Origin of the sequence: Pseudomonas sp. (genome assembly GCF_040514055.1) — a bacterium.
Lineage (GTDB): Bacteria > Pseudomonadota > Gammaproteobacteria > Pseudomonadales > Pseudomonadaceae > Aquipseudomonas.
This window is the reverse complement of record NZ_JBEVDL010000005.1, coordinates 46179-71782: the sequence shown is the minus strand read 5'-3', so window position 1 is coordinate 71782 and position 25604 is coordinate 46179. Positions and strand designations below refer to the sequence as shown.

At 64.8% G+C, this 25604-nt stretch carries 29 protein-coding genes; 5 read left to right on the top strand and 24 right to left on the bottom strand.

The window, feature by feature from the left end; all coding sequences use genetic code 11:
- Positions 1-217: 217 nt before the first annotated feature.
- On the top strand, positions 218-1735 hold the full coding sequence (gene sph / locus ABWY06_RS01715) for a sphingomyelin phosphodiesterase (RefSeq protein WP_353923830.1): 1518 nt from the start codon (positions 218-220) through the stop codon (positions 1733-1735).
- Between the two features lie 371 nt (positions 1736-2106).
- On the opposite strand, the gene ABWY06_RS01710 is transcribed toward sph, so the two are convergent.
- The 13 genes from ABWY06_RS01710 to flgB form a co-directional block, all read right to left on the bottom strand.
- Positions 2107-2433, bottom strand: a complete 327-nt coding sequence (locus tag ABWY06_RS01710; protein WP_353923829.1) for a tryptophan synthase subunit beta — start codon at positions 2431-2433, stop codon at positions 2107-2109.
- A 125-nt stretch (positions 2434-2558) separates the two neighbouring features.
- On the bottom strand, positions 2559-3602 hold the full coding sequence (locus ABWY06_RS01705) for a hypothetical protein (protein ID WP_353923828.1): 1044 nt from the start codon (positions 3600-3602) through the stop codon (positions 2559-2561).
- An 11-nt stretch (positions 3603-3613) separates the two neighbouring features.
- The gene (flgL, locus tag ABWY06_RS01700) at positions 3614-4528 is read right to left on the bottom strand and encodes a flagellar hook-associated protein FlgL (protein ID WP_353923827.1); all 915 of its coding nucleotides are present in this window, start codon (positions 4526-4528) and stop codon (positions 3614-3616) included.
- A 24-nt stretch (positions 4529-4552) separates the two neighbouring features.
- On the bottom strand, positions 4553-5920 hold the full coding sequence (gene flgK, locus ABWY06_RS01695) for a flagellar hook-associated protein FlgK (protein WP_353923826.1): 1368 nt from the start codon (positions 5918-5920) through the stop codon (positions 4553-4555).
- Positions 5917-6975 carry a transglycosylase SLT domain-containing protein gene (locus tag ABWY06_RS01690; RefSeq protein ID WP_353923825.1) on the bottom strand — a complete coding sequence of 353 codons (1059 nt, stop codon included), beginning with the start codon at positions 6973-6975 and terminating at the stop codon, positions 5917-5919. The genes flgK and ABWY06_RS01690 overlap by 4 nt, the downstream gene beginning before the upstream one ends.
- 12 nt (positions 6976-6987) lie before the next feature.
- Entirely contained in the window at positions 6988-8091 is a 1104-nt protein-coding gene (locus ABWY06_RS01685) for a flagellar basal body P-ring protein FlgI (protein WP_502948131.1), read from the bottom strand.
- 12 nt (positions 8092-8103) lie between these two features.
- Complete coding sequence (flgH, locus tag ABWY06_RS01680) at positions 8104-8766, bottom strand: flagellar basal body L-ring protein FlgH (protein WP_353923824.1); 663 nt, start codon at positions 8764-8766, stop codon at positions 8104-8106.
- Between the two features lie 5 nt (positions 8767-8771).
- Entirely contained in the window at positions 8772-9557 is a 786-nt protein-coding gene (gene flgG, locus ABWY06_RS01675; RefSeq protein ID WP_353923823.1) for a flagellar basal-body rod protein FlgG, read from the bottom strand.
- A 12-nt stretch (positions 9558-9569) separates the two neighbouring features.
- The gene (locus ABWY06_RS01670) at positions 9570-10295 is read right to left on the bottom strand and encodes a flagellar basal body rod protein FlgF (RefSeq protein WP_353923822.1); all 726 of its coding nucleotides are present in this window, start codon (positions 10293-10295) and stop codon (positions 9570-9572) included.
- Between the two features lie 11 nt (positions 10296-10306).
- Positions 10307-11497, bottom strand: a complete 1191-nt coding sequence (gene flgE / locus ABWY06_RS01665; RefSeq protein ID WP_353923821.1) for a flagellar hook protein FlgE — start codon at positions 11495-11497, stop codon at positions 10307-10309.
- A gap of 38 nt (positions 11498-11535) precedes the next feature.
- Positions 11536-12216 (bottom strand): flagellar hook capping FlgD N-terminal domain-containing protein, encoded by a 681-nt coding sequence (locus tag ABWY06_RS01660; protein ID WP_353923820.1) that lies wholly within the window; start codon positions 12214-12216, stop codon positions 11536-11538.
- On the bottom strand, positions 12216-12644 hold the full coding sequence (gene flgC / locus ABWY06_RS01655) for a flagellar basal body rod protein FlgC (protein WP_353923819.1): 429 nt from the start codon (positions 12642-12644) through the stop codon (positions 12216-12218). The genes ABWY06_RS01660 and flgC overlap by 1 nt, the downstream gene beginning before the upstream one ends.
- A gap of 3 nt (positions 12645-12647) precedes the next feature.
- Entirely contained in the window at positions 12648-13007 is a 360-nt protein-coding gene (gene flgB, locus ABWY06_RS01650; RefSeq protein ID WP_353923818.1) for a flagellar basal body rod protein FlgB, read from the bottom strand.
- 185 nt (positions 13008-13192) lie between these two features.
- Here flgB and flgA point away from each other — a divergent pair, with 185 nt between their 5' ends.
- The 4 genes from flgA (at position 13193) to ABWY06_RS01630 (ending at position 16772) form a co-directional block, all read left to right on the top strand.
- Positions 13193-13900 (top strand): flagellar basal body P-ring formation chaperone FlgA, encoded by a 708-nt coding sequence (gene flgA / locus ABWY06_RS01645; protein WP_353923817.1) that lies wholly within the window; start codon positions 13193-13195, stop codon positions 13898-13900.
- Between the two features lie 389 nt (positions 13901-14289).
- Positions 14290-15135, top strand: coding sequence for a lateral flagellin LafA (lafA, locus tag ABWY06_RS01640; RefSeq protein WP_353923816.1), 846 nt, complete (start codon positions 14290-14292; stop codon positions 15133-15135).
- Between the two features lie 228 nt (positions 15136-15363).
- A complete protein-coding gene (locus ABWY06_RS01635; RefSeq protein WP_353923815.1) occupies positions 15364-16329 on the top strand; it encodes a winged helix-turn-helix domain-containing protein in 966 nt (321 codons plus the stop codon).
- On the top strand, positions 16326-16772 hold the full coding sequence (locus ABWY06_RS01630; RefSeq protein WP_353923814.1) for a hypothetical protein: 447 nt from the start codon (positions 16326-16328) through the stop codon (positions 16770-16772). The genes ABWY06_RS01635 and ABWY06_RS01630 overlap by 4 nt, the downstream gene beginning before the upstream one ends.
- A gap of 49 nt (positions 16773-16821) precedes the next feature.
- Here the strand turns inward: ABWY06_RS01630 and ABWY06_RS01625 are convergent, their stop codons facing one another.
- From ABWY06_RS01625 to flgM, 11 genes are all read right to left on the bottom strand, one after another.
- Positions 16822-18030, bottom strand: a complete 1209-nt coding sequence (locus ABWY06_RS01625) for a coiled-coil domain-containing protein (RefSeq protein WP_353923813.1) — start codon at positions 18028-18030, stop codon at positions 16822-16824.
- An 86-nt stretch (positions 18031-18116) separates the two neighbouring features.
- Positions 18117-19046: a flagellar motor protein MotB gene (locus tag ABWY06_RS01620; RefSeq protein WP_353923812.1), complete on the bottom strand. Its 930-nt coding sequence runs from the start codon at positions 19044-19046 to the stop codon at positions 18117-18119.
- Entirely contained in the window at positions 19043-19915 is an 873-nt protein-coding gene (motA, locus tag ABWY06_RS01615) for a flagellar motor stator protein MotA (RefSeq protein ID WP_353923811.1), read from the bottom strand. The genes ABWY06_RS01620 and motA overlap by 4 nt, the downstream gene beginning before the upstream one ends.
- Positions 19916-19917: 2 nt before the next feature.
- Positions 19918-20649: a FliA/WhiG family RNA polymerase sigma factor gene (locus ABWY06_RS01610; protein ID WP_353923810.1), complete on the bottom strand. Its 732-nt coding sequence runs from the start codon at positions 20647-20649 to the stop codon at positions 19918-19920.
- An 11-nt stretch (positions 20650-20660) separates the two neighbouring features.
- Positions 20661-21161 (bottom strand): flagellar basal body-associated FliL family protein, encoded by a 501-nt coding sequence (locus ABWY06_RS01605; protein ID WP_353923809.1) that lies wholly within the window; start codon positions 21159-21161, stop codon positions 20661-20663.
- Between the two features lie 43 nt (positions 21162-21204).
- Complete coding sequence (locus ABWY06_RS01600; protein ID WP_353923808.1) at positions 21205-22359, bottom strand: flagellar hook-length control protein FliK; 1155 nt, start codon at positions 22357-22359, stop codon at positions 21205-21207.
- A gap of 3 nt (positions 22360-22362) precedes the next feature.
- Entirely contained in the window at positions 22363-22668 is a 306-nt protein-coding gene (locus ABWY06_RS01595; RefSeq protein WP_353923807.1) for a hypothetical protein, read from the bottom strand.
- Complete coding sequence (fliS, locus tag ABWY06_RS01590) at positions 22652-23050, bottom strand: flagellar export chaperone FliS (protein ID WP_353923806.1); 399 nt, start codon at positions 23048-23050, stop codon at positions 22652-22654. Before fliS ends, ABWY06_RS01595 begins: the two co-directional genes overlap by 17 nt.
- The gene (gene fliD, locus ABWY06_RS01585; protein ID WP_353923805.1) at positions 23047-24384 is read right to left on the bottom strand and encodes a flagellar filament capping protein FliD; all 1338 of its coding nucleotides are present in this window, start codon (positions 24382-24384) and stop codon (positions 23047-23049) included. The genes fliS and fliD overlap by 4 nt, the downstream gene beginning before the upstream one ends.
- 430 nt (positions 24385-24814) lie before the next feature.
- Complete coding sequence (gene flgN, locus ABWY06_RS01580; RefSeq protein ID WP_353923804.1) at positions 24815-25243, bottom strand: flagellar export chaperone FlgN; 429 nt, start codon at positions 25241-25243, stop codon at positions 24815-24817.
- Positions 25244-25257: 14 nt separating this feature from the next.
- Positions 25258-25542 (bottom strand): flagellar biosynthesis anti-sigma factor FlgM, encoded by a 285-nt coding sequence (gene flgM, locus ABWY06_RS01575; protein ID WP_353923803.1) that lies wholly within the window; start codon positions 25540-25542, stop codon positions 25258-25260.
- Between the last annotated feature and the right edge of the window lie 62 nt (positions 25543-25604).

Sequence of the window (25604 nt, the reverse complement as noted above, 5' to 3'; positions counted from 1 at the left end):
GCTGCACCGGCCCGTTGTGGCAGACCGCATGGGGGTCCCCCAGGCGCATGGGCAATAAAAACGCGAACCCCATCACAATTGACGACACGAACACAGCGACCATTGCTGTGCGCGTCAGGCCTGACGTTTCTGGAACAGAAGTGCAACATTGCTCGGCTAGGGTTAGGCGTTCACCCCGCCCGGCGCAATGCACGCGCCGTCGATAAAGGAAGACCCCATGCTCAACCGGATGTTGCCCCTGCCCTTGCTCGGTGCCCTGCTATTGCCGCTGGCCGGGTCGGCCCAGGCCGATTACGCCGACGACTTTCGGCTGCTGGCCTACAACGTGTTCCTCTTGCCCAGCCTGCTCAAGCCCACTTGGGGCCAGGAGTCACGTGCCCGCCTGATTGCGGCCGCGCCCTTTATGCAAGGCCAGGACGCCGTGGTCCTCAACGAACTCTTCGACAACCCGGCGGCCAGCCTGCTGCTGGACGGGCTCAAGCCCCAGTACCCGCATCAGACTCCGGTGCTGGGTCGCAGCCGCTCAGGCTGGGACGCCACCCTGGGCGCCTACTCCGACAGCACGCCGGAAGACGGCGGTGTCGCCATCGTCAGCCGCTGGCCGATCGAGGAGCGTATCCAGTATGTCTACGCCCAGGGCTGCGGCGCCGATTACCTGTCCAACAAGGGCTTCGTCTACGTGCGGTTGAACAAGAACGGCCAGCCCTACCACGTGATCGGCACCCATGCCCAAGCCGAGGACACCGGCTGCGCGGACAAGAAAGGCACCGCCGTGCGCGCCAGTCAGTTCGAGGAAATGCAGGCCTTTATCAGCACCAAGGGGATAGCCCCGGATCAGGTGGTGTTTATCGGCGGCGACTTCAACGTGATCAAGGGCAGCACCGAATACGCCGACATGCTGCAGCGCTTGCAGGTCCGCGCACCAGACAGTTATGCCGGGGCGCAGTACAGCTTCGATACCCGCCGCAACGGCATCGCCAGCTACCAGTACCCGAACCTGGCGCCCGAGTATCTCGACTATGTGTTTGTGTCACGCAATCACCAGCAGCCGTCGTTCTGGCATAACCAGGCGCTGGACACACCCTCGCCGCGCTGGAGCGTCAGCCAACTGGGCGCGCAGTACCAATTCCAGGATTATTCCGATCACTACCCCATCGCGGCCTTCAGCCGGGCCGACGTCCGCACCCCGACCCGCGCCGCCAAGCCCCAGCAGAACCTGTATAGCGAGGTGGTGCTGCAGAGCACCGGCAACGGCAAGACCCTGCGCACCAGCGCCACCCAGGCTAACGGCTGGGTCACGGTGACCGGCAACGGCGGCGAATTGGAAAGCCTGTTCAGCCTGCGCAACTGGTACTACCCGGTGAGTTTCTGCCTGCGCTCCGGCGATTACCTGGAAGTCGAGTCGGTACGCCACAAAGGCGCCCTGCTGACCTGGTGGCTGGGCGGCGGCGGGGGTAACTACGCCTACTACCCCAGTGCCGGCAACGGCTCCAACCAGTTGCGGGTGGTGTTGCCGAACGACCACGGCGGCTGCCTGAAAGACGGCGACGAAGTGAGTTTCCTCGACCGCGACACCGTCAGTGGTCGTGATTACTACCTGCAGCGCTGGCCCTCGGGCACCTGGCAGGACCACCTGTACCTCTGGGCTAACGGTCCCGCTGGCGCCGAACGCTTCAAGGTCAAAATGTTGCGCCCGCCGGTCTATGACGACTGGTCGGCGTTGTTGCGCTACTAGCGTATTTCAGCGCCTGCCTTCGCCGCGGACAACCGCTCAACTGCTCATCGACCGCGGGTGGTGGACAAACAGGACGTTGTCCACCCTACGGTAGATGCCTCGGCGAAGTCCCACGCAAGGAGAGTTATATGTAGCAAACAGGCGGGTTTCAGCCACTTGAGAGTCGGCAAAACGCCCTGACTCGTATCAGCGTTGAAAGGGCTATGCAGTCGTGAAACATGATCTCCACTGAACGTGAAACCCGGTATTCAATGGAGCCCGACTACTTTGTATGGTTAAGGCCTTGATCATAACCATGCATCAACCTGTACTGATAAAGCTTTTGCGACACATCTTGAAAGACTTGAGGCAAACAGGGCAAATGCCTGACCTCAGAGGCTTTCCGGGTGATCGATCAGGCCTTCCAGATCAGCGCGCACAAGCGCACGCTGATCGAGCTTGATGCGGGCGGCCTCCGGTAGTTTGGTATACGGGACGACGCCATTGTCGATAAGGATATATAGCGCATCCTCGAGCACGCGGATCATGTCCAGATCGGAATGGCGCAGCTGATCCAGTTTGTTTTTGACTTCCAGGCGCACGTTCAGCCAGCGCTGCAGTTCGCGGCTCTCGGCCGCCAGAGTGTCATTCATTTCCTCGAACGGGTCGTATTCGACCCGCAAGATCTGCCCCTCGGCATTGCGTTGCACGTACACCATGGAATTCTTGCCTTTAATTTCGATTGTGCCGATTACTCAACCCTGCAGGTTTGCGCCAAGCAAACCAGGATCTAAGTTGATGCACATCCGCCACTTTTACCCGTGAAAGTCGAAGGGTGAGTCCGCTACGAAAGGAGACTGACCACGCCAAAACGATTCAAATTGGATTGTGCCAGCAGCATTTGACTGACTGCCAAATAACTGGGCCCACCCTCGCGCAGCAATTGATAGAGGCTGCCGGTAAATTCTGCAGCCCACTGCTTCTCGCCCTTGTCGGCCTGCCGCTGGAGGAAGTCGCGGATATCCCGCTGACGGTGCGCAATCTGCTCGCGCAGTAGCTCGATCCGGTCCAGCGACTGCACCGCCGAATCCAGCACTTGGCGCAGCTCCCGTTGATCGTCCGGATTGACGCTGGCCGGCAGCCTCAACAGCTCGTCTTCATGGCTTCGCAGGCGAGTGAAGCCACCCTGGGCAAACAAATTGCCGCCGCCTTGCACCGCTAGCACAGCCTTGAGGTCACTCCACAGGCTTTCGGCCGCGGAGAACTTGAGTGCACCGCCGCTCTCCAGTTCGATCCGGATACCGGCCTGGCCGAGACTGCTGTTGAAGCGGCGCAGCACCTGTTGTTCCGTCATGCCTTCTTCCAGCACCACCGCCAACGGCTCGGCAAGCTTGCGCCCGGCACTGAACAGCAGCGTCTCTGCACCCGCCTGTTGCACGCGGGTCATGGATTCCAAGCCTTCGAGGCTGAAGTGGGCCCGTACCGGCTCATGCAGATGCAGTTGCAAACGTGCATCCAGCGCCTGCCCGGAACGTTGAGCGCGTTCTTCCAACAGGCGGCGTGCACTGTCCAGGGCCGCCTGCAGCTCGCCGCCGTCCTTGGCCACCCGGCCACCGCTCAGCTGGCGGCTGAGCGACAGCTTGATCAGGCCAAGGCGTGCCGCCAGATCGGCCAGGTAGCCGTCGGCCGTCTGCATGGAGGTCAGTTGCTGATTGAGCTGCAGGCTGAAGCTGGCGCTGCGCTCAGTACGCCCGGCGGTCGCCGGGGCGGCGAAATTAGGCTCGGCGCTTACTTTGTGTGGGCGACCGGTCGCCGGCAAGGTCTGGGTTTGCCGCCGCTCCTGCGGATTGACGGCAGTGACGAGCGGTAGCTGCTGGTCCACTTTCATCACGCGGGTCCTTACAGCAAGCCAAACAGCGACAATTCATGAATTTTCAAATAGGTCTTCTGCGTGGCCTGCAGCGACAGCTGGTAGTTGTTCAGGTCGATCGTCGCGCCCGCGTAGTCAAGACGCGACAGCTCGCCCTCGATCTTCTGATTGACCAGTGACACCTCGCCATTGCTGTCATTGAGCAGGCTCAGGGTGTTCTGCCTCCCGCCCAGCTCACTCACGGTTCCCAACAGCCTGCCGTGGGACGTATCCAGGTAGCCCAGGGTGTCGCGGATGTCCTGCAGCACGGCCGGATCACCGGCTACCAGGCCAGGCGCCTTGAGGGTTGCAACCAAACCGTGCAGGGCGTTGAGCATGTCCATGTTGCTGCCGAAAATTTCCAGCGCCGTGACGTTCTCGTCCATCAGCACGCCATTGGCCACAGCCGCCTGGCGATGCTTGTCGTTGCCGCTGGCCTGGTAGGTATCGCTCGGCGCGTCGAAGGTCAGCGCCGGTCGCTCGGTCCAGGTACCGGAGAACAGATAGCGCCCCTCTTCGTCCTGCACGTTGATAAAACTGCTGATGGTCTCTTCCAGGCTGCCCAGCTCGCCCCCCATGGCCGCCAGGTCTTCGCTGGCATTGGAGCCGTTCGCCGCCCACAGCAGCAGGTCTCGCACCTGCAGCAAGGTATCGGAGATGGAGGTCAGGTTGACTTCCTGGGTCGACAGGTTGCCCGAGACGTTGCGAATGTTGCTGTGGTACTGCGTCAGGCTGGCTTCCTCGCGCTGCGTGCGGAGAATGCGCACACTGGCGATTGGGTCGTCCGAGGGCACCTGAATGCGCTTGCCGCTGGACATCTGCTGCAGCAGCTTGGCCAATTGCTCGGCGTTGCGATTCATCGAGCCATGCATGGTGGCGACGATCTGCGAGTTGGTGATGCGCATCCTGATTCCCCTTGAAGGCTTCGCTTAGAAGGAAGCCAGCATTTCTTCGAAAATATCCCGGGCGGTCGCGATGACCTTCATGTTGGCCTGGTAGGCCTGCTGGTAGGTCATCAAGCTGACCGCCTCCTCGTCCAGGTTCACCGCGCTGACGCTGTCGCGCTGGGCCTGGGCCTGCTGGGTCACCGCCGTGGAGGTCTGCAGGTCGGCCTTGCTCTGCCGGCTGTCGCTGGCGACCCGGCCGAGCAGACTGGTGTAGGCGTCATTGAGGGTGAAGGCACTGCCGTTGAGGGTGATGCCCTGGCTCTTCAGGCCCAGCAGGGCGAGCAGATTGCCGTTGTTTCCCTGCTCACCGGCGGTGTCGGAAAACGCCAGCTGCTCAGCCGTGAGCTTTTCCACCTTGAGCATCTGCGTGGTGCTGTTGGGGTCATAGGTGAACAGCGCCTGCCCTGGATTGCCGGCCAGATCGAAGCCGGCGCTCATCAGCCCATTGACCTTCTGCGCCATTTGGTCGGCCATCTGGTGCAGTGCGTCCTGCATGGGGCGCAGTGTGTCGTATTCGCTGCTGTACAGACCGCCCAGTGCCCCACCGAAGCTATCCTGGCGCAGCGGGAATTGCGTGCCGGCGAAGGCCAGGGAAATATTCTGCTGGTTGCTGGCATCCACACGCACATCGAGGCGTGCGGCGGTGGCGCCGACCACCAGTGGCTGGCCATTGGTCATTGCGATTGTGTAGGAGCCATCGGCCACTTCATTGATACGCAGCGCGGCGAAACGGCTGAGCTGCTGGGTCAGCTCCTCGCGCTGGTCGCGCAGGGCGTTGCTGTCGCCATTGACCGACTCGGTCTCGATGATCTTTTTGTTGAGCTCGGCAATATTGTCGATCAGCCCATTGGTCTCGGCGACCATCGCCTGACGCTGCTCGTGCAGCGAGTCGAGCTGAGCCTGGATATTGCCATTGAGGCCATTGAAGCGCTGCGCCAGGTTGCCCGCTTCGCTGAGGGTCTGCTGACGCAGGGCCAGCGAACCGGGAGTCGGGCTGGCCTCGCTGAGCGCGGCGAAAAACTGGTCGAGGCCAACGCTGATGCTCGAACCCTCGCCGCCCATCAGGCCTTCCAGCGCACCAAGGTACTGCTGCATGGTCTCGGAGAAATGCTGATCGCTGTTGGCCCGCCACAGCTGCTGGGACAGAAATTCGTCGGACATGCGGCGGATGCTGGTCACTTCCACGCCGCCACCGGCATTCAGCGCACTGCTCCCGGCGCGCGAGGCCAACAGCGTGCTGAGCCGGCTGAAACCCGGAGTATTGGCATTGGCAATATTCTGCCCGGTGGTGGCCAGGGCCCTCTGGGCAGCACTCACACCGCTGTAACTGATCTGGCTGAGGGTACTCACGACAAGGTCTCCTTGCGCTCAAGGCGGATCGGCCGGGCAAATGCCTCGGACCGGACGCGATGGTCGGCAACGGCCGGCCTCACCCCAGACAAAGCGACCGATTCTGCCGTCGGCTTAAGCGCGGCCAGCGGCATCTGTGATACGACCGGTGCCTCGGGCGTACGCACGGCAGGGGTGGTCGCCGCCTGCTCACCGATGATGCTGCGGGTATAGTCGCGGGTTTCCTGGAAGGGAATGCGCTCGATCCACTCGCCCGTGCTGACCTCGCCGCGACGCGGGTCGCCATGCGCCTGCAACCAACTGTCGACCCGGCCCGGGCCGGCATTGTAAGCCGCGACAGCCAGCGCTTGATGACCGCCGTAGCGGTCGAGCAGCTTGTCCAGATAGGCGCTGCCCAGACGCTTGTTGTAGCCGGCGTCGCTGCGCAGGCGCTGTTCGTCATAGGCCAGGCCCAACTCCCTGGCCATGTCCTGTGCCGTGGCCGGCATCAGCTGCATCAGGCCCAGGGCGCCCTTGTTGGAGACGGCGGCGACATTGCCCGCCGACTCGTGTTGGATCACCCGTTCGACCAGCTGCTGGAAGCCGACCTTGCCACGCTGCCAGAGCCCCTCGACCTCGCTCACGCCACGCTGCCAGGTCTCGCGCAGCGGTTGCACCAGGCTCGGTGCACTGGCCATCGGCTGCAGCCCCTGCGACCGCTCCGGCAACGGCGCCTGGCGGGCCGCCAGCTGCGCCTGCTCCAGCGGGGCCGCGCAGCCCGGGCCGCCGGACAACTGGCTCACCAGCAGACTGGAGATGCCAGCCTGCTGCTGTCCGGCCAGGGTTTCCGCCAGGACCTCGTCGTGCAAGTCGCGCATGGTCGACATCTCCCGACTGTGCAGCGGACTGCCTTCGGCCAGCACATCGCCGGCCTTGCGCATCTGCTTGAGGATCTGCTGCAGAAACAGCGCCTCGAACTGCTCGGCGGCAACCGCCAACTGGCTGTTGGCGCCTGCAGCGGGAGTGGCCAGGGGCGGGTGGGCAAGCAACGACGGATTGAGAGAAACAATGCTCATGGAGGGGGCTCGTCAGATCACGATCAGTTCGGCATTCAATGCACCGGCCTGTTCCAGCGCCTGCAGAATGCTCATGACATCGTCGGGGGTGGCGCCCAGGCTGTTCACCGTGTCGATGATGCTTTCCAGGCTGGCGCCGTCTGGCCACTTGAACATCGGCTTGGCTTCCTGAGCCACATCGATGGACGACTGTGGGGTCACCGCCGTGGTGCCCTTGCTGAACGCCTCGGGCTGGCTGACCTGGGGGTTCTCGCTGATGGTCACGGTCAACGAGCCATGGCTCACCGCAGCGGCCTTGACCCGCACGCCCTGGCCAACCACCACGGTGCCGGTGCGGCTGTTGAACACCACCTTGGGTCGTTGCCGACCCTCTTGCACCTCGACGGTTTCCAGCAGGGCCATAAAGCTGGTGCGTTGATTGCCCGCCTGCGGCGCGCGCACGCTGATCCGGGTGCCGTCCAGGGCTTGCGCCGCGCCGCTGCCGAACACCCGCTCCAAGGCGTTGACCACCTTGGCCGCGGTCTGGAAGCTGGGCTGGCGCAGGTTGAGCATGATCTCCGGGCGCTGGCTGAAGTCGCTGGGAATCATCCGCTCGATGGTCGCGCCATTGGGGATGCGGCCGCTGTTGGCGGTGTTGATCGCCACGCTGGAACCGCTTTGGCCCTGGGCATTAAGACCGCCGACCACCACCCCGCCCTGGGCCAGGGCGTAGGACTCGCCGTCGACGCCACGCAGCGGCGTCATCAACAGCTGGCCACCGCGCAGGCTCTTGGCATCGCCCAGCGAGGACACGGTGACGTCGATCAGCTGCCCCGGGCCGTAGGACGGCGGCACGCTGGCGGTGATGGTCACCGCGGCGACGTTCTTCAGCTTGGGGTCAACGTTGGGCGGCAGGTTGACGCCGAACTGCTTGATCAGGTTGGTCACCGACTGACTGGTGAACTTCACCTGGTTCTTGTCGCCGGTGCCGTCCAGGCCGACCACCAGGCCGTAGCCCACCAATTGGTTGCCACGGATGCCCTCCACGTCGACCAGATCCAGCAAGGGCACCGCTTGGGCGCCCAGTGCCAGCAGCAAAGGAGGCAGACCCAGCAAGGTTTTCAACATCCAGCGCATAGCCAGCCTCGATTACAGCGGGAAAATCGGATGGGAGAAGACACGCGTCAGCCAGCCCGCGGAGTTGCTGTCATTGAGCACCCCTCTGCCGGCATAGGAGATTTTCGCGTTGGCCACGTTCAGCGACGACACCTGGTTGAACCGGTTGATGTCGTCGACCCGCACCAGGCCGGTCAGGCGGATGAACTCCTCGCCCTGGTTCAGGCGCAGGCTCTTTTCGCCCTTGATCAGCAGCGAACCGTTAGGCAGCACGCGGTGCACGGTGACGGCGATGGAGCCACGCAGGGAGTTCTGCTGCGAGCTCTTGGCCGAACCCTTGAAATCGCGCTCAGCCTCGGCGGAGGTTTCCAGCTGGTCGTAGGTGCTGCCCAGCACGGTGGGAACGCCAATCGACACCCCCGAACTCTTGCCGAAGCTGGTGCCGGCGCTCTTACTCGACTGGGTCTCTTCTTCCAGCATCACGGTGAGGATGTCGCCGATGCGCAGGGCACGCTGATCCTGGGTCAGGGCGCCGCTGTAGCCGGAGCGGAACAGCCCGCCGCCGGTGGTCGGCGGCAGGCTGTAATCCAGGTCCAGCGGCTGGTAGTCGGTGGAGTCGTCTTCAGGCAGCATCTCGTGGAAGCTGGCGCAGCCGCCGAGCAGCAGTGCGCCGAACAGGATCAGGAACGTCTTCATCGCACTCACACGGTTTGGTTGAGGAACTGCAACATGCCGGAGGCGGCGTCGAGCACCTTGGCGTTGGCCTCGTAGGCGCGCTGGATGCTGATCATGTTGACCATGGCCTCGACCACCTGCACGTTGGAGCCTTCCAGCACGCCCTGCTTGATGTTGCCCAGGCCGCCATCGCCAGGGGTGCCTTCCACCGGCTCGCCGCTGGCCCCGGTTTCCTTGTACAGGTTGCCGCCCAGGGCCTCGAGGCCGGCCGGGTTGACGAAGTTGACCAGGGTGATCTGGCCGATTTCGCTTGGCAGGGTTTCACCCGGCAGGACCACGGTGACGATACCGTCGCTGCCCACGGTGAAGCGGCTGCTGCCTTCGGGCACTTCCAGGCCCGGCGACAACGGCAGGCCCTGGGCGTTGACCACCATGCCGTCGGCGTTGAGCTGGAACTGGCCGTTCTCCGTGTAATAGATGTCGCCGTTGGCCGCTTCCACCTGGAAGAAACCGCGGCCGACGATGGCCAGGTCCATCGGCTGGCCGGTCGGCTGCATGTTGCCTTCGGTGAAGGTCTTCTGCGTGCCGACCACCCGTACGCCACTGCCCAGCTGGATGCCCGAGGGCACGGTATTGACCTCGTCGGCCTGGGCGCCAGGTTGCACCTCGACCGAATAGAACAGGTCCTCGAATACCGCCCGATCGCTCTTGAAGCCGACGGTATTGACGTTGGCCAGGTTGTTGGCCACGGTGGACAGCGCAGTGTCTTGCGCCGCCAGACCGGTCTTGCTCACCCAAAGTGCCGAACTCATGCGTACCTCCGGTTAACCGCGAATCATGCGGTTGCCTGCGTCGGACAAGTCCTCGGCAGCTTTCATCATTTTCACCTGCGTCTCGAACAGGCGGCTCAAGCTCATGCTCGCCACCAGTTCGCCGACGGCAGACACGTTGCTGGCTTCCAGATAACCACTGACCAGGCGCACGTCGTCGCTGGCCTCGGCCGGCTGACCATCGCGGGTCACCAGCAGGCCGCTGCCGTCCTTGGTCAGGTTGGCCGCCGGGACGTCCACCCGCTTGATGCGGTCGACCTCGGCCATCAGGTAGTCGCCGCGCGGGATCACCGACACGGTGCCATCGCTGCCGATCCGCAGGCTGTCGTACTCGGGCAGGGTAATAGGGCCGCCCTCGCCCAGCACCGGCCGGCCATTGATGGTCAGGTTCAGGTCGGCATCCACCTGGATGCTGCCGTGGCGGGTATAGACCTCGCCTTCCGGCCCCTCGAGAGCGATCAGGCCCTGGCCCTGCACGGCCACATCCAGGTCGCGCCCAGTGGCCATCAGCTGGCCGGCCTGCATGTTCACCCCGTTGTCGCGCAGGCGCGCCAGGTGCCGGCTGTCGTAGCCGTAGCCCTGTACGGTCACCGCTTCGGCCTGCTCCATGTCGGCGCGGAAACCCGGCGTGGTGGCGTTGGCCAGGTTGTTCGCGCGCAGCTGCAGCGAGCTCATGGTGCGACTGGCGGCGGTCATTGCGGTAAAGCCCAAACGGTCCATGGGATCAGTCCTCAGATGGCGCTGAACAGCACCTGGATCAGCTCTTTGTCGGTGGACAGCACCTTGGTGTTGGCCTGGTAGTTGCGCTGGCCTTCCATCAGGCTGACCAGCTGCTGGGTCAGGTCGACGTTGGAGCTTTCCAGGGTGCCGGCGGCCAGATCGCCGAACGAGCCGATGCCAGCCACACCATACAATGGCTGCCCGGATTCACTGGTCTCGCTCCAGGCAGTACCGTTCTCGTTGCGCAGGCCCTGGGCGTTGATGAAGTTGGCCATGACCACCTGACCCTGCAGCATGCGCTGGCCATTGCTGTAGTTGGCGAACACACGGCCGTCCTTTTCCACCGCCAGGCCGGTCTGCTCACCCGCCGAATAACCGTTGGCCAGGTTGGTGGTCACCACGAAATCCGAGCCGTACTGGCTGGTGCCGGTGTAGTCGACGGCGACGCTCATGGGATTGGCTCCCGGGGTGGGGAAGCTCACCGCGAACGGGGCGACCGGCGCAGTCAAGGCACCGCCGGTGTCGAAGGTCAGCGGCAGCGAAGCCGGCGCGGCGGCGGCGCCATCGGCGTAGTAGTGGGCGTCCCAGGTATTGGCGGCGGTCTTGACGAAATACTGGGTCAGGGTGTGCTCGCGACCCAGGGAGTCGAACACCTTGGTGGTGTAGCTGGAGTTGTAGCTGGCGACGTTGGCCGGGTCGAACGGTGCCACCGTGGGCACCGCTTCGTTGGCGTCGAGGTTGCCGACGAAATCCAGGCTGTCGGTGGCCTTGGCCGGCAGGTTGGCGGTCTGCAATTGCAGGTCGCCGATCGCACCGACCAGCAAGTTGCCATCGGCGTCCACCGGATAGCCCTGCAGGCGCTGCCCGCTGGCACTGGCGATGTAGTTGTCCTGGTCGGTACCGAACACCCCGGCGCGGGTGTATTGGATTGCACCGTTGCTGGCCCGGGTGGTGAAAAAACCACCGCCGGAGATGGCCAGGTCGAGGCTGCGCCCGGTCGCGACCAGGGCGCCGCCCTGACTGATGCTCTGGGTTTTGCCGAGCACTTCCACGCCCATGGCCTGGCTGTCGGCATACACGCTGCCGAACTCGGTACGCGACGACTTGAAGCCGGTGGTGCCGGAGTTGGCGATGTTGTTGCTGATGGTGTTGAGTTGTTCGTTGATCGAGTTGAGTCCGGTCAGGGCAATGTTAAAACTCATCTGTCAGGCACCTGTAAAAAAGAGGGGAAGCGGCTGCGTCACAGCAGGCTACCGGTCGCGCCGCGACCGAATTCGGTAAGGCTGTAGAACGGCACGCTGCCGATGCCGGCCACGTCGAGCACCGGGCCCTCGTCGCTGACACGCACATGGGTCACTTCGCCCTGCAGTTCGACGCTCGGGGATTCGCCGTTGTCGGTCACGGCCTCGATGCCGTACGTGCCGGGGCGCAGGCCCAGGGCCTGCGGATCGAGGTTGAAGCTCAGGCTACCGGGAGCATGCCCGCCCAGCTCCACCTCGCGGGTCACCCCGTTGGTGTCGGTCAGGCGCAGCAGCGTGCTACCCGCCGCGTGCTGCAGGGTCATCTGCCCGGACACCGCGCGGCCATCGAGGCTGATGCTGTCGGTACCGACCTTGACCTGCTGACCGACCAGGCCGGCGGCGGCCAGGGTCTGCAGGTTGTCCAGCAGCACCAAGTTGCTCTGGCTGAGGCGGGTCATGTTCTCCAGGCTCTTGACCTGGCTCATGGCCGAGAACTGGTTGAGGAACTCGGTGCTGTCCACCGGCTTGGTCGGATCCTGGTTGCGGATCTGCGCCACCATCAGGTCGATGAAGTTGTTCTCCATCTGCGCGGCATCGCTGATATTGACGCCGGCACGCACTTTCTCGTCGCTGTCGGCCAGGGCCAGGTTGCCCTGTTGAGTACCGTTGACCAACGCCATCAGACTTCTCCCAGTCGCAGCAGACCCTGCTGCATGCTCTTGACGCGGTTGAGCACCTCCACGCCGGTTTCGAAACTGCGAGTAGCCGACATCATGTCGGTCATCTCCTCGATCTGGTTGATGTCGGCGTAAAACACATAGCCGTCGGTATTGGCCAGCGGGTTTTCCGGCTCGTAGCGGCGTTGCGGCTCGAGCCCGGACGTGACCACATCGAGGACCTGCACGTGGGCGCCACCCATGCCGGCCGACTGGCTCATTTCCTCGTTGCCGTAAACGGCGGCGAACACCGGCTTGCGCGCCTGGTAGACCGCCTCCGGGCTACTGGCCGCGGAGTCGGCGTTGGCCAGGTTGCTGGCCACGGTGTTGAGGCGCACGGTCTGTGCGTTCATGGATGACCCGGCGATGCGGTAGATGGCGTCGAACGACATGACTTAGCGCCCCTCGATGGCTTGTTTGAGACCGCGGAAATTCATGCTGAGGAAGGTCAGGCTGGATTGGAAATCGGTGGCATTGCGGGCGAACTCGGCCTGTTCCACGGCCAGCTCGACGCTGTTGCCATCCTGAGCGGCCTGATTCGGCAGGCGGTACTGCAGACGCGACGCCCCCACTGAATCGTTAAAGGCCGCGCCCGGATCCAGGCGCTGCATTTCGCCGGCAAAATCCAGGTCACGCGCCTTGAACCCCGGGGTATCCTCGTTGGCCAGGTTCGCCGCCAGAATCTCGCTGCGCAACGAACGCAGTTCCAGGGCATGCGCATGCACGCCGATTGCCTCATCGATCCTTATACTCATGCTCACCTTCCTCCTGCATCGGGTTTGGTCAATACCTCTAAGCAGAAATCGTGCCCAGTCCGGAAATTAACTACATAATGTTGATAAATAAGGATTTATTAAGGGGATACAGCGCCTTCGCGGCGGTCCAGCTTCCGCTTTCGAGTGCCGCAGGACGACCCTGCGGAAGGCGTGTTTCCGCACTCTTGCGCCTGCTGCCGCTCGGCCTGCTGCTGCTGTTGCCCCAGGCGCAAGCCGTCACGCCGCTGGCCCAGATCGAGGCCGCCGTCGACCAGGCGCTGAGCGAACGGGTGGCGAGCCATGCCCAGCGTCAGGGCTGGCAGGGACTGCGCTTCGTCCGCGAGAGCGGCACCCTGATCGGCAATGCGCCGCCCCAGGCCTGTGCCGAACCGCTGCAGCCGCGCGCCGCGCAGAGCGCCGACGCGCCGCACGGACGCCAGCGCTTCAGCCTGTATTGCCCCACCCAGCCGGGCTGGAGCCGGGACTACGTGGCGGAGGTGGAGCTGTACCTGCCCGTGCTGTTCACCAGCCAAGCCATTGAGCGCGGCCAGACCCTCGGCGCGGGCCAACTCAAGCGCCAGGAGGTGGCCCTGGGCAAGCTGTCGCGCGGTTTTTACCACCGCGCCGAAGAGGTCATCGGCCAGGGCGCCAAGCGAAGCATCCGCGCCGACCAGTTGCTGACCCCTGCCCTGCTCGGCCAAGCACTGCTGGTACGTCGCGGCCAGCAGGTGAAGATCCAGGCCAGTCAGGACGGCATCTCCGCCAGCGCCCTGGGCGAGGCCCTGGAAAACGGCCAGCGCGGCGCGGTGATCCGCGTACGTAACCTGTCCAGCGAGAAGGTGATCAAGGCCAAGGTGATGGACGAAGGCGTGGTCAGCAGCCGTTACCAGTGACCCGCAGGCCAGTGCAGCAGGCGTGGCCACACCGCCTGCTGACTACCTCCCTGCGCGAGCGGCCACCCCCTCGCCGGTAATGCCCGGATCTGTCTGGAGGTGCGCAGCGCACAGCACCTACAGCGTTCCGATGCGCCCCCTATTTGGCGCCGGCCACGGGCCATGGCCGGCGCCAAACACCCACAGACGGCTGCTTGCGGCGTCAGCAATGCCAGGTCAATACCGCGCCAGCGCTCGTTCCAGAGCCCTCCGTGCATCCGTCAAAAGCCGGGCGCCAGAAAAATATTAAATTTCGCTTAAGCCCCTGCCGGCGATTGTCGCTCTACTTCCTCAGCAGGCAAACGCAGCCAGCTTTCTCTCACGACGCAATCCGCAGGAAGGTATTCATCATGGCTCTGTCAATCCACACCAACTACTCCGCTCTGGTCACTCAAACCAACCTGAGCAAGACCAACAACGCCCTGGCCACCAACCAGCAGCGCCTGGGCACTGGCCTGCGCATCAACAGCGCCGCCGACGACGCCGCCGGTCTGCAGATCGCCACCCGCCTGAACGCCGGCTCCCGCGGCATGGCCGTGGCCATGCGCAATGTCGGCGACGGCATCTCCCTGCTGCAGACCGCCGAAGGCGCGATGAAGGAAGTGGGCGACATCATGCAGCGCATGAAGGATTTGTCCGAGCAGGCAGCGAACGATACCAACAGCGTCGCCGACCGTACTGCCATGCAGACCGAGTTCACCGAACTGGGCAAAGAAGTCGACAACATCATGACCAACACCAAGTACGCTGGTGAAGCCCTGTTCGCCGGCGGTGGCAAGTTCACCGCCGCCGTCAACTTCCAGATCGGTGGCGATGCAGCCGAGAAGCTGACCCTGGCCGCCAACGTCGGTGGCACCCTGACCACCCTGAACACCGACTGGGCTGCGGGCAAAGCCGGCACCATGACCGACAACGCCAGCGCTACCGCCACCATGGCCCTGATGGACACCGCCATGGACAGCGTCACCGCCATGCGTGCCCAGTTCGGCGCCAATATCAACCGTCTGCAGCACACCAGCAACAACCTGGGCAACATGAAGGACAACACCGATATGGCCCGCGGCCGCATCATGGACGCCGACTTTGCCTCCGAATCGGCCACCATGGCCAAGAACAGCATGCTGATGCAGTCCGGCATCTCCATGCTCAAGCAAGCCGGTCAGATGCCAGGCATGGTCATGTCCCTGCTGGGCTAAGACCCGGTGGTCGCTGATGCGACCAACGCCTTCGCCACGCCCTGCACCTGCAGGGCGTGGCTTTTTTGTGTGCGGCAAATGGCTGCAGCATGGGCAAGGGAGCGGCTAAACTCAGGTCCATGGGCAAATCGCCAGCCCCCGATTCACCTGGTAAAAATGCAATCTGCGTCAGATATTGCAGGACGCCAGAATTTCGCCCGGTAGCTTTCAGGAAAACCCTCACAGGCCATGACCCACAGCAGCGCCAGCTCTCCCAGCCCTTCCGACAGCGGCGTGCCCTGCCTGCCCCTGAAGACGGGTCACCCGGATTGCCGGGTGTATTTCTACCCGACGCGCTTCCAGCTGCAGCTCGACGGCGACGAAGAGCGTATCGAGCTGGGCTATTCCGGCAGCCGTCTGCTGGAGCGCCTGCTGCAGACGCCGGGTGAAGTGGTGTCCCGCGAAGAGCTGCTGCAGTTCGCCTGGGCCGATCGAGTGGTTAGCCAGGGCAGCCTGAACCAACAGGTGTATGTGCTGCGCCAGGTTCTCGGCGATGAGAAAGCGCGGCAGATCATCCAGACCCTTCCGCGACGCGGCTACCTGTTCAATCCCGACTATCTGCTGGAGGCCCGCACCGCCGAGCCGGATAGCACGCCAGCCGCCAGCGCACCGGCCACCACAGCCCCGGCTGCCGCAGTGTCGACTGCCGCAACGTCGACGCCTGACCGGCCCGAGGCGGTCGAGCCGCCAGCACCTGCCGGCGCAGCGTCGGCTGCCGCAGCCGCCCTGCCCCGGACAGACATGGGGCCGACCGCACCGGCGGCGGCCGCCCCGTCCAGACCTTGGCCCAGCATCGCCGCCATCAGCGCCCTGGTGGCAGTCATCCTGGCCGGCAGCGCCCTGCTCTCCTGGCAAGCGCTGCCCGCTCCGACCTCCATGGCCAGCCAGGAGTATGCGCTGGGTCGGCTGACGCTGATCTATTACGACCCCGATGCCAGCGGCCAGCAGTTGCAGCAGCTTATCCAGCGTACCAGCCCCCTGCGCGAGCGCTTGCCGCGCCTCGTCAGCCAGCCAACCGAGGTGTTTCTGGGCGACGGCCAGGACGCCTACGAACTGGTCTGCAGACCCCGCAACGGTGAGTCGCGCTGGCTGCTGCTGCATCACGACCAGCTCGAGCAGGTGGCGGATGAACAGCTACGGAGATGCCTGCAATGAGCAAGCGCAACTATTGGCTGGTCTTCGCCGGCGCCCTGGCGCTGTTCGCCACCCTGCTCAGCTATGAATGGCTGCTGGGTCGCGTGCTGTACGGCGACTACCGCGCCGCCGGCCAGGTGGTGCTGGCCGACGGCAGGGTGCTCGACTCCGCACGCATGGCCAACTTGCGCGCCGGCCACTTCATGGTGGTGGTGCAGAGCCGAGAGGACGGCTATGTCGAGAGCAGCGGCAAGGTCAGCTATCACTTTCCCTGGGCCTTTCAGCTGACGGTGGAGCATGGTCAGCAAATCGGCGCGCACCCGACCAGCGAAGCGGAGCTGTTCCACGACGCTTACGTCAGCCAGACCGGTTCGACCCTGCACCTGCAACCCTTCCGGGACTGCTTCTATGTCCAGGAATTTCGCCGTCTCTGGTGCCCGCGAGCGGAAACGACCCAGCAATAAAAACCCTTGGGCGCGCGCGGCGCCCCCTGCAAAGATCGCGAACAGCTTCTCAGACCTCGTCTGAGGGGGCCTCGATCGGCCGGGCGCAGGCGAGCTCCGCGCGCAGCGAGTGGGCCTCCTCCCTGGCATCGCGCAACTTGACCTCCAGCAAGGCGATGCTCTGCTTGGATTCGGCGAGTACCGCCTTCGCATCGCTGATCAGCGTCGAGGACTTACGCTGGCGCTCGCCGGCCTGCGCCAGCGTGCGGCCTAGTTCGACCAGACGCTGACCCTTGTCGGCCGCCTGCTCGGTGAGCGTAGCGTTGTGCCGACGCAGCGCCTCGACCTCGGCTCCGGTGTGCGCCAGACGCCCCCTGAGATCGCCCAGGCCGGCCTGCGCCTTGGTCAGTACAGCACGCTGCTCGTGCAGTTCCTGCTGGAGAATGCCCTGCTCCGCCGCATGCCGCTGCTGCAGTCCCTCCAGCTGCGCGGCAGTGCTTGCCTGCTGTTGCTCGAGCTGCTGGCGGGCCTGCTCGGCGGCACGCTCGGCCTGCGTCGCACGGGCCTCGAGCCCGCTCATTCCTTGCCGGGCTTCATCCAAGCGCTGGCGCAGCTCGCCCACCGCCAACTGAGCCGAAGCCAGTGCAGCCTCGACCGCCTGCTGCTCAGCACTATCCTGCGCCTGGCGCAGTCCGGCCGCGTCCAGGCGCGCACCCAGCTCTGCAAGCTCACCATTGCCCTGCTCCAACTGGCTCTCAAGAGCGGCGTTGGCCGCCAGCGCCTGCTTATGGGCCTGCTGCTCGGCCTGCAAGAGGCCGTACGCCTCGGCCAGATCCGCCTGCGAGTGCAGCGCGAGCTGCTGCGCCTCGACCAGGGCAACCGCGCGGGTCTGCTGTTGCGCGGCCAGTTCTGCAAGATCCCGGTCGCTTTTTTCGAGGAGGGTCTCGAGGCCGGCATTGGCGACCAAGGCCCGGCCGTGGGCACGCTGCTCGGACTCGAACAACTGGTGCGTTGCGGCCAGCTCCTCCTGCGAGCGAACGACGGCCCGTTCGGCCTTGGCCAGCTTGCGAGCCAGGTCGACACGCGCGGCCTCGGCCAGCTCCAGCTCCAGCGCGTACTCGAAATGCAGATCGCCGAGGGCACGATCGACGAGATCCTTGAGCCGGCTGGGCAGTGCCGGGGTGTTTTCGCTCAGTGTCTGGTCGATGCGCAAGGTCAGAGCGGCGGCCGCTTGCGCGGCGCTGCTGGCCTGCGCCTTGGGGGTGAGAAAGGAGGTCATCTTGGGCGGCAGTCCCGGGAAGAAAAGTGGCGTGGAGCAGGCTCAGTCGCGCCGCGCAACGGCGGCGTGGCGAGCGGCAGCAAGCCTCACAACGGCTTGCCCTGCTCTTTGACGAAGTGCGCACCGCCCTGGCTGACCTGGGCGTGGGCATAGCTGTCGCCGAACAGCTGGCGATACAGCTGCTCGGCCTGCTGCGTCAGCAACAGCACCTCGACCCGGCGGTTGACGCCATCTTCCGGCGCCTGCGGGCGCAGCGGCATGCGCTCGGCATGGGCGGTGACCTGCAGCACACCGTCGGCGGACAGGCCGGCGGCGACCAGCGCATGACGCGCGCTGAGGGCGCGGTCGCCGGACAGGTTCCAGTTGTCGTAACCACGGCCGCCACGGTACGGCGTGGCATCGGTATGACCGCTGATAATCAGCTTGTTCTGCACCTTGCCGAGCACCTTGGCCAGGCCGCCCATCAGCCCCTGGAAGTGCGGCGTCAGGCGGGTGCTGCCACGCTCGAACATGACACGTTGCTGATCGTCGCGCAGCAGGATGCGCAGCCCCTGCGGCACCACATCGACGACGATATTGGCTTCGCCCTGCAGCTCCACGGCCACGCTCTGCATCAAGGCGGCCAGCGCCTTCAGCTCTTCGGGCGTGCCGTACATGCGCGGTGTTGCGCCGGAGTGTTCGCTGGGCCGGTCCTGGGGGCGCATGGCGGCATTTTCCGGGGTTTGCACCTGACTGACCTGCACCGGAATACCATCGAGTTCGAGCGGCGAACGGCTCTTGCCGTCGAACACCCCGGCGCCACCGTCGGTCAGCGGGTTGCTGAACTGCTCGGCTGCCGCCGGTGCCTCTAGCTTGGTTTGCGGCTGGACGATCCACAGCACCATAAACAAGGCCATCATGGCCATGGTGAAGTCGGCAAAGGCCACCTTCCAGGCACCCCCATGTGCTTGCTCATGACCGCGTTTGGAGCGACGCTTGATGATGATTTCCTGGTGGTCCCCGCTGCGCTTCTTCATGCGGCCTCCCTTTGCTCCTCGAACTGGTTGACCCAGATCTCCAGCTGTTTGAACGCCGGTTTGACATCCTGCTCGATCAGCTTGCGCCCGGCGTCCACCGCCAGCAGCGTGGGCTTGCCGGCCACATGGGCGACCAGGGTGGTGCGCACACACTCCAGGGCCGACAGTTCGGTCTTGATCAGCTGGCTCATGGCGTTGGACAGCGGGTCCATCAGGCAGTAGCAGCAGAAAATGCCGAGGAAGGTGCCGACCAGGGCCGCCGCCACATGGGCACCGACCTCGGCCACCGAGCCGCCGATGTTACCCATGGTGATGACGATGCCGAGGATCGCCGCGAGTATGCCGAAGCCGGGCATGGCCTCACCGACCTTGTGCAGCGAGCGCGCCGGCTGCAGCAGGGCATGCTCCATGGCCTCCAGCTCCTGCTCGAGGAACCCCTCGAGTTCATGGGCGCTGATCTTGCCCATGGCCATCAGGCGGAAGTTGTCGGCGATAAAGAACATCAGGGTCGCTTCTTTGACGATCAGCGGGTACTTGCTGAACAACTCGCTCCTCTCCGGGTCCTCGATATGTTCGTCGAGGGCTTTGAGGCCGCCCTCTTCCACGGTTTCCAGCAGTTCATAGAGCAGCATCAGCAGCTGGCGCTGGAACTCCTCGCCGCGGCGCTTGTAAACGAACACACCCTTGATCTGCACGCACATCTCGTGCAGCACCTCCTTGGGGTTGCCGACCACCAGGCTGCCGAGCCCGGCCCCGAGGATGATCAGCACTTCGGCCGGCTGCCAGAGCATGGCCAGTTCTCCGTGGGCCATCATGTAACCGCCCAGCACACAGCCGATGATGATCAGCGCTCCCAATACCTTCAACACGATTAACGTTCCTCTTTCAGGAAGCGACAGGCCTTGGCCAGCGCCTGCTTGCTCAGTTGGCACACACGCGCATCGCTCACCTCGAGCACCAGCGCAATTTCTTTCAGACTCAATTCATGTTGGTAATACAGGGTCAGCACCAGCCGTTCGCGCTCATCCAGACGCTCCAGGGCCTGGACCAGCAAGCGTTCAGTGAGCACCTGTTCCTCGACCACCGCGGCGTTGTCGGCAAAACTCTCGACGCCGACCTGCAGCAGTTCGTCGAGGCTCTCGATCGCCTCCGACGATTCGGCCCACAGGTACTCCTGGTATTGCTCGGCATTCAGCCCGGCGTGCTGGCGCACTTCCTCCTCGCTGGGCATGCGCCCGAGCTGGCGGGCCAGTCCGCGGACCAGGTCGCGCACCCGATGCACCTGCTGACGCAGCTGGCGTGGCCGCCAGTCCTGGCGGCGCAGCTCATCGAGAATCGCGCCACGGATGCGCAGCGCGGCAAACCGGCCGAACTGCTCATCGGGCTCGCCATAACGGCGCAGGCAGTCGAGCAGGCCCATCAGACCGATCTGCTCCATGTCCTCACGGTCCAGCACCTGGCTGGCCTGCAGCGATAGCTGGCGGACAATCCGCTTGACCAGGGGCAGGTACTGCAGCAACCACTTGCGCTCGGCGTCGGCATCGAGGCCGCGGGCAGCGGCGGGCGAACTGTAGTCATGGTCGAGGGCAGCCTGGGCGTTCATGGGCGGGCGTCCTACTGCACAACCATCTTGCTGATCAGCACATGCTCGAACGGCACCAGCAGATTACGACTGCCGAAATCGCCGAGCACCGCCTTTTCCAGCCCGGCCTGCAGCTGCGCGATGCTCTGGCCGCGCAGCTCCTGGAATTTCATACCGGTGAAGTGAGCGACCGCCGAATTGCGTACCATCGGGTCGATCTGCTCGAGCTTCTTCTTTTCGGTTTCCAGACCCGCCTGCAGCACCAGGTCGAACACGATGTAGTGCTCGCGGCCGGCCTCGGCCAGGCTGACGATCAGCTTGTCCACCGGTTGGAACTGATACTCGCCCTTCTCCGCCTCGACGTCCCCAGCCGGCCCGCCGGTGCCGGCTTCGGCCGGCCCGACCTGGGTAAGCTGCTGAACGCTCTGGTAGAGGGTGAAGCTGAACCCGATGCCGCCGACGGCCAGCAGGGTGTTGAAAATCAGCATGATCAGAATGATGCGCGGCATCGCCATGGCAGGGTTACGCTCCACTTCGGTAAGTCTTCAGGCTGCCGGCGTGATTGCCGGCAGCGGCTCATACGCTGACCAGTACGTCGCTGCGCACCGGTTTCCCGGCCCGCCCCGTGTCGGTCTGTTCGTCGCGGGCCGCACGCGGTGCGCCCTCGGCGAGCGGTTCCGGGGCCTGGCGGGCATGCCGCTGGCCGGATTGGCTGTCGGCAGCGACCTGCACGTCCACCTGGACAAAATGCTGGCCAATCAGGTCCTGGCGCAGGCGTTCGCTGGTCTGCTGCAGCAGGCGCGCCACGTCGCCTTGGGCCGCGCTGATCTGCACCTGCAGGCGACCGCCTTCCTGGTTCAGGCGGATCTCCAGGCTGCCCAGCTCGGCTGGATCGAGACGGATGATGGCCTGCTGCTTGTTCTGCTTGAGCTGCAACTCGACGCTGTCGCGCAGGGCATGCAGCATCTGCTCGCCCCATTTGGCTTGCGGCCCCTGCAGTTGCAGGCGCTGTTCCAGCGCCGTCGGCCGCGACAGCGGGCCGTTCGGCTCGCCACGCAAGGCTGCCTCCAGCGCGGGACGTGCCGCGCTGACCGCGGCGGAGTCGCCGCCCTGCAGCGGCTCCACCTCTGCCACCTGCGCCACCTCAGGTAGCGGCGCCTGGGCAGCGTGCTCGCCGTCGTTCGCAACGGCCAGGTCGGCCAACTGGCGCAGGGCGCTGTCCGGCAAGGCCGTCTGCGGCCGCGCCGCGGACGGCTCTTTGGTACCGGCGGCGGCCAGCGCGCCATCATCGGCCGACTTGCCTGCCATGGCAGGCTGCTGGTCCTCTGGGACAAGCGCTTGGCCCGCCAGGACGGACTGCTGGCGTCCCCCGGCCTGCGGCAGGGCGGCCAGCGCCGCCGGGATCAGCTGCGGCGCTACCAACGCCTGCTCGGTACGGGCCTGCACCTGCACCTGGCTCTGCGCCAACAGGCTGCCGAGCAAGGCCTCGACTTCGCCGACCTGAACCTCGGCCGCGGATTCGTCCGGCAATGGCTGCTCGGCGGCGGGCGCAACGGGCAGCACCACCGGCGCAGCGGCGTCCAGCGCCGGCAACGGCGGCTGATCCGGGGCGACCAGCGCCTGCAGAACGAAGTTCGCGTCGCTTTGCTCCGTCGCTTCGTTCGCGGCGCGGCGCGGCTCGTCGGCTGAGGGGGCGGCGGTCGCAGCGGGATTGATCATCAGTTGCAACATGCTTCAGCGGCTCTCTTGCCAGTCGTTGACTTGCCGGTAGGCACTGTTGCCTTCGGCGTAGTGCAGGTGCGCCAGCAGCAGCTTGCGCAAGCGTTCAGATTCGTTCGCGCAGCCGCGCAGGGCCTCGCCATGCACACGTTTGAGACTCTGCCGGGCGACCTTCAGCGCGGCGCTGGAGGGCTGCCCGTCGAGCTGCAGCAGGGCCTCGCGGATGGCCGCGTCAATCGCGCCGAACGAGGCCCAGTCAGCGCCTTGCAGGGCACGCTCCAGGCGCGCCTGCAGGGCCTGCAGTTCAGCCGCGCTTGGCATTGACCGCATCCCAGCCTTCGCGCAGGGTGCCGAGCAGCTTCTCGACCTCATCCAGACCTTCAAGCGACAGGCTCACGCTGACGTCGGACAGGCGATAGATGCAGTAGTCGTAGAGGCGCGCCAGCTCCTGCACCAGCTCGCCGCCGTTGGCGTGATCCAGGGCACTGCTCAGGCCGTTGAGGATGTTCAGGCACTTCTCCAGCGAGCGACCCTTCTGGTCGTAGCGCTTGGCCTCGATATGACCGCGGGCGCGGGCCAGCTCGTCGAGCAGGCCATCGAACAGCACCAGCACCAGCTGGTACGGCGAGGCCGCGGCGGCGCGGGCCTCGAGGTCGACCGAGCGGTAGCTGTCGTAGCTTTCATTCTGGTGGTAAGTGCTCATCCGAACATCCCTTGGGTCTGCTCCATCGCCGCCATGGTTTGCGCCATGTTGGTGTACTGGCGCAGGTAGCGGTTGTAGTGGAGCTCGTACTGCTTATCGAGCGACTCGTACTGGTCCCTGACGCGGCCGATCTGCGTATTGATAAAGTCCTTGCGGGTCTTCATCACACCGTTGACGCTACCGGTGTAGACGGCGAGGCTCTTGTCCAGGCTGTCGATCAGGGTGCCCTTCTCGCTGAACAGTTTGTCCAGCCCGGCCGGGTCGGCCGCCAGGGCCTTGCTGAAGCGCTCGGCATTCAGCGTGAGCTTGCCGTTGCGGTCGGCGGCGACGCCGAAGTCGATCAGGCTCTTGCCGCCGAAGGCGGTACGCACCAGCTTGTTGAGCATGCCCTCGACCGAGCGGATGCTCGAATCGCCGGCCAGGCTGCCACGCTGGGCGCCCTCCCCGCCGCTGGCGGTGAGGCTGTCGAAGGAGCCCATCAGGCTGTTGAAGGCATCGATGAAACCCTTCACCTTCGCCTCGGTGGCCGTCTTGTCCTGACCAACGATCAGGCTCAGCGGCGACTCACCACTGGCCTGGGCTTTGGTGAAGGTCAGGCTGACTCCATCGATCAGGTTGCTGAAGCTGTTGCTGGCGCTTTCCAGCGGCATGCCGCCAGCCTCGGCGCCGAGCTTGACGATGGCGTTCTGCGCCTTGCCCAATTCCTGCGGCGTCTTGCCCAGGAAACCGGCGACACCGTCGGTGCTGACGCTGATGGCATTGGCCTGGCCCGTGGCATTGCTGCCCAACAGCAGCGAGACGCTGACCGTGCCGGTGACCGGGTCGGTGCTGCGCACCAGGCTGGCGGCCAGCCCGCTGTTATCCGGGGCGGCGTTGATGGCCGCGGCCAGCTCGTCGAGGCTGCGCACGCCATCGGCGTCCTGGTCGACGCTGGCCAGATTCACCGCGAAACTTTTGCCACCCTGGGTGAACTGCAGGCTGCCGCTGGCCGGCACATCGGCATCCTTCAGTCCGGAGATCGCCAGCTGATGGGCACTGGCCAGCTGCTGGACGAAGAACTGGTAGGTCCCGGGCACGGCCTTGGCCGAGACGGTCGCCGTGGCGTAGCCGGTCTGGCTGAAGGTCGCCGAGTTGATCAGCATGCTGCTGCCACCCGTGCGCAGGCCGGTCACCGCGCTGCGGAAGGCCTTCAGCGCGGTGTCCAGGGTGCCCACCGCCTTGAGCTGACCCTGGTAGGTTTTTTCGCTGCTTTGCGCACGGGTTCGAGCACCCTGCACCTGGTAGTTAGCCAGCTGGGTGGCCATGTATTTCGGGTATTCAGAATCGATCGGCATGGTTCGGTACCTTCCTCATGGGAGTGGTATAGCAAGACGTGCGCCAAAACCTGGAATGCCCGTTATTCGAGGCCTGCGGCGGGATACAGGGTGAAAATCGCCTTCCCCCTAGGGGCGCTGCGGGGTAAAAACGGAAAAACCCCTTCCGCCTGCCGCAGAGGCAATCCATGCACTAAAAAGGCGACGCTACGGGCGCAGAACTTAAGCCCGGACATTCGCGGCTAGGGCCCCGCAGCAGGCGAGCAAGGACTGGCACAGGGCATCGCCGCCGGGAACCTATTCACGATCATTGCCAGGCGCTACGCAGGAGAGATCCGGCCTGTCGCTGGCAGAATGGGACAGTGCCTGGGTAGGGTGCGAGAGATCGCGAGCAGGCCCTGAAGGCGGGAACTAAAATACGGCGACTGCGCCAGCGCGGCCGCCGTGCGACTCAATAAGCGTGGCCGTGAGGCGCGTAGAGCTGGCGGCGCGTCGAGTCACCCAGCAATTGCTCGATGATCTCGTGGTGCATGGCCAACAGCCGGCCATTGCGCTCGTTACAGTCGGCGCAGCGCACGGCGGCTTCGCCGAGTCGCTGCCAGCCCGTTTCCAGCTGACGCCGAGGCTCGGCCGGGTAATGCTGCAGCAGCCTGTTCATCGCCACGGCGCCGCCACCCAGGCCGAGGGCGGCTAGCGCCTTGCTGCGCCGCTGCGCACGCATGCGCAGCTGCTCGCAGCAGGGCTCGATTTGCGCGTTCAGCTCGCCGATGCGCCCATTGTCGCGGCGCAGCAAAGCCTGATGCAGCTCCGGCAGCAGCCCGTCCAGACGCTGGTAATCCAGCAGATCATCCTGGACATCCTGGGCCAGGAGGCTCAGCAAGCGCCCCCGTTGTGTCACGCGCCGCTACCACGGTGATAGCTCAGCATGCCCTGGGCCAGACTGGCGCTGTCCAGCCTGATCTCGCCACCGGCCAGAGCCGCCTTGAGCTCGGCCACCTTGGCCAGATCCACGACCGGAAGGCTGTCGAGAACGGCCTGCAATTTTTCCAGGGGCAGACCTGCAGCCAGTTGTTGCGCCGGGCGCGCGCTGCTCGCCGGCTCAGCCTGCAGCTTGCGCGGCGCAGCCTGAGTCTCGGCTGGGGCGGTATAAATCGAGTGTTGGGTACGGCCGATTTCCATGGGAATCACCACGATAAGGGGGTCTACTCGTCCTTAAGCGACCATCCGGAGGCTGAACTTAA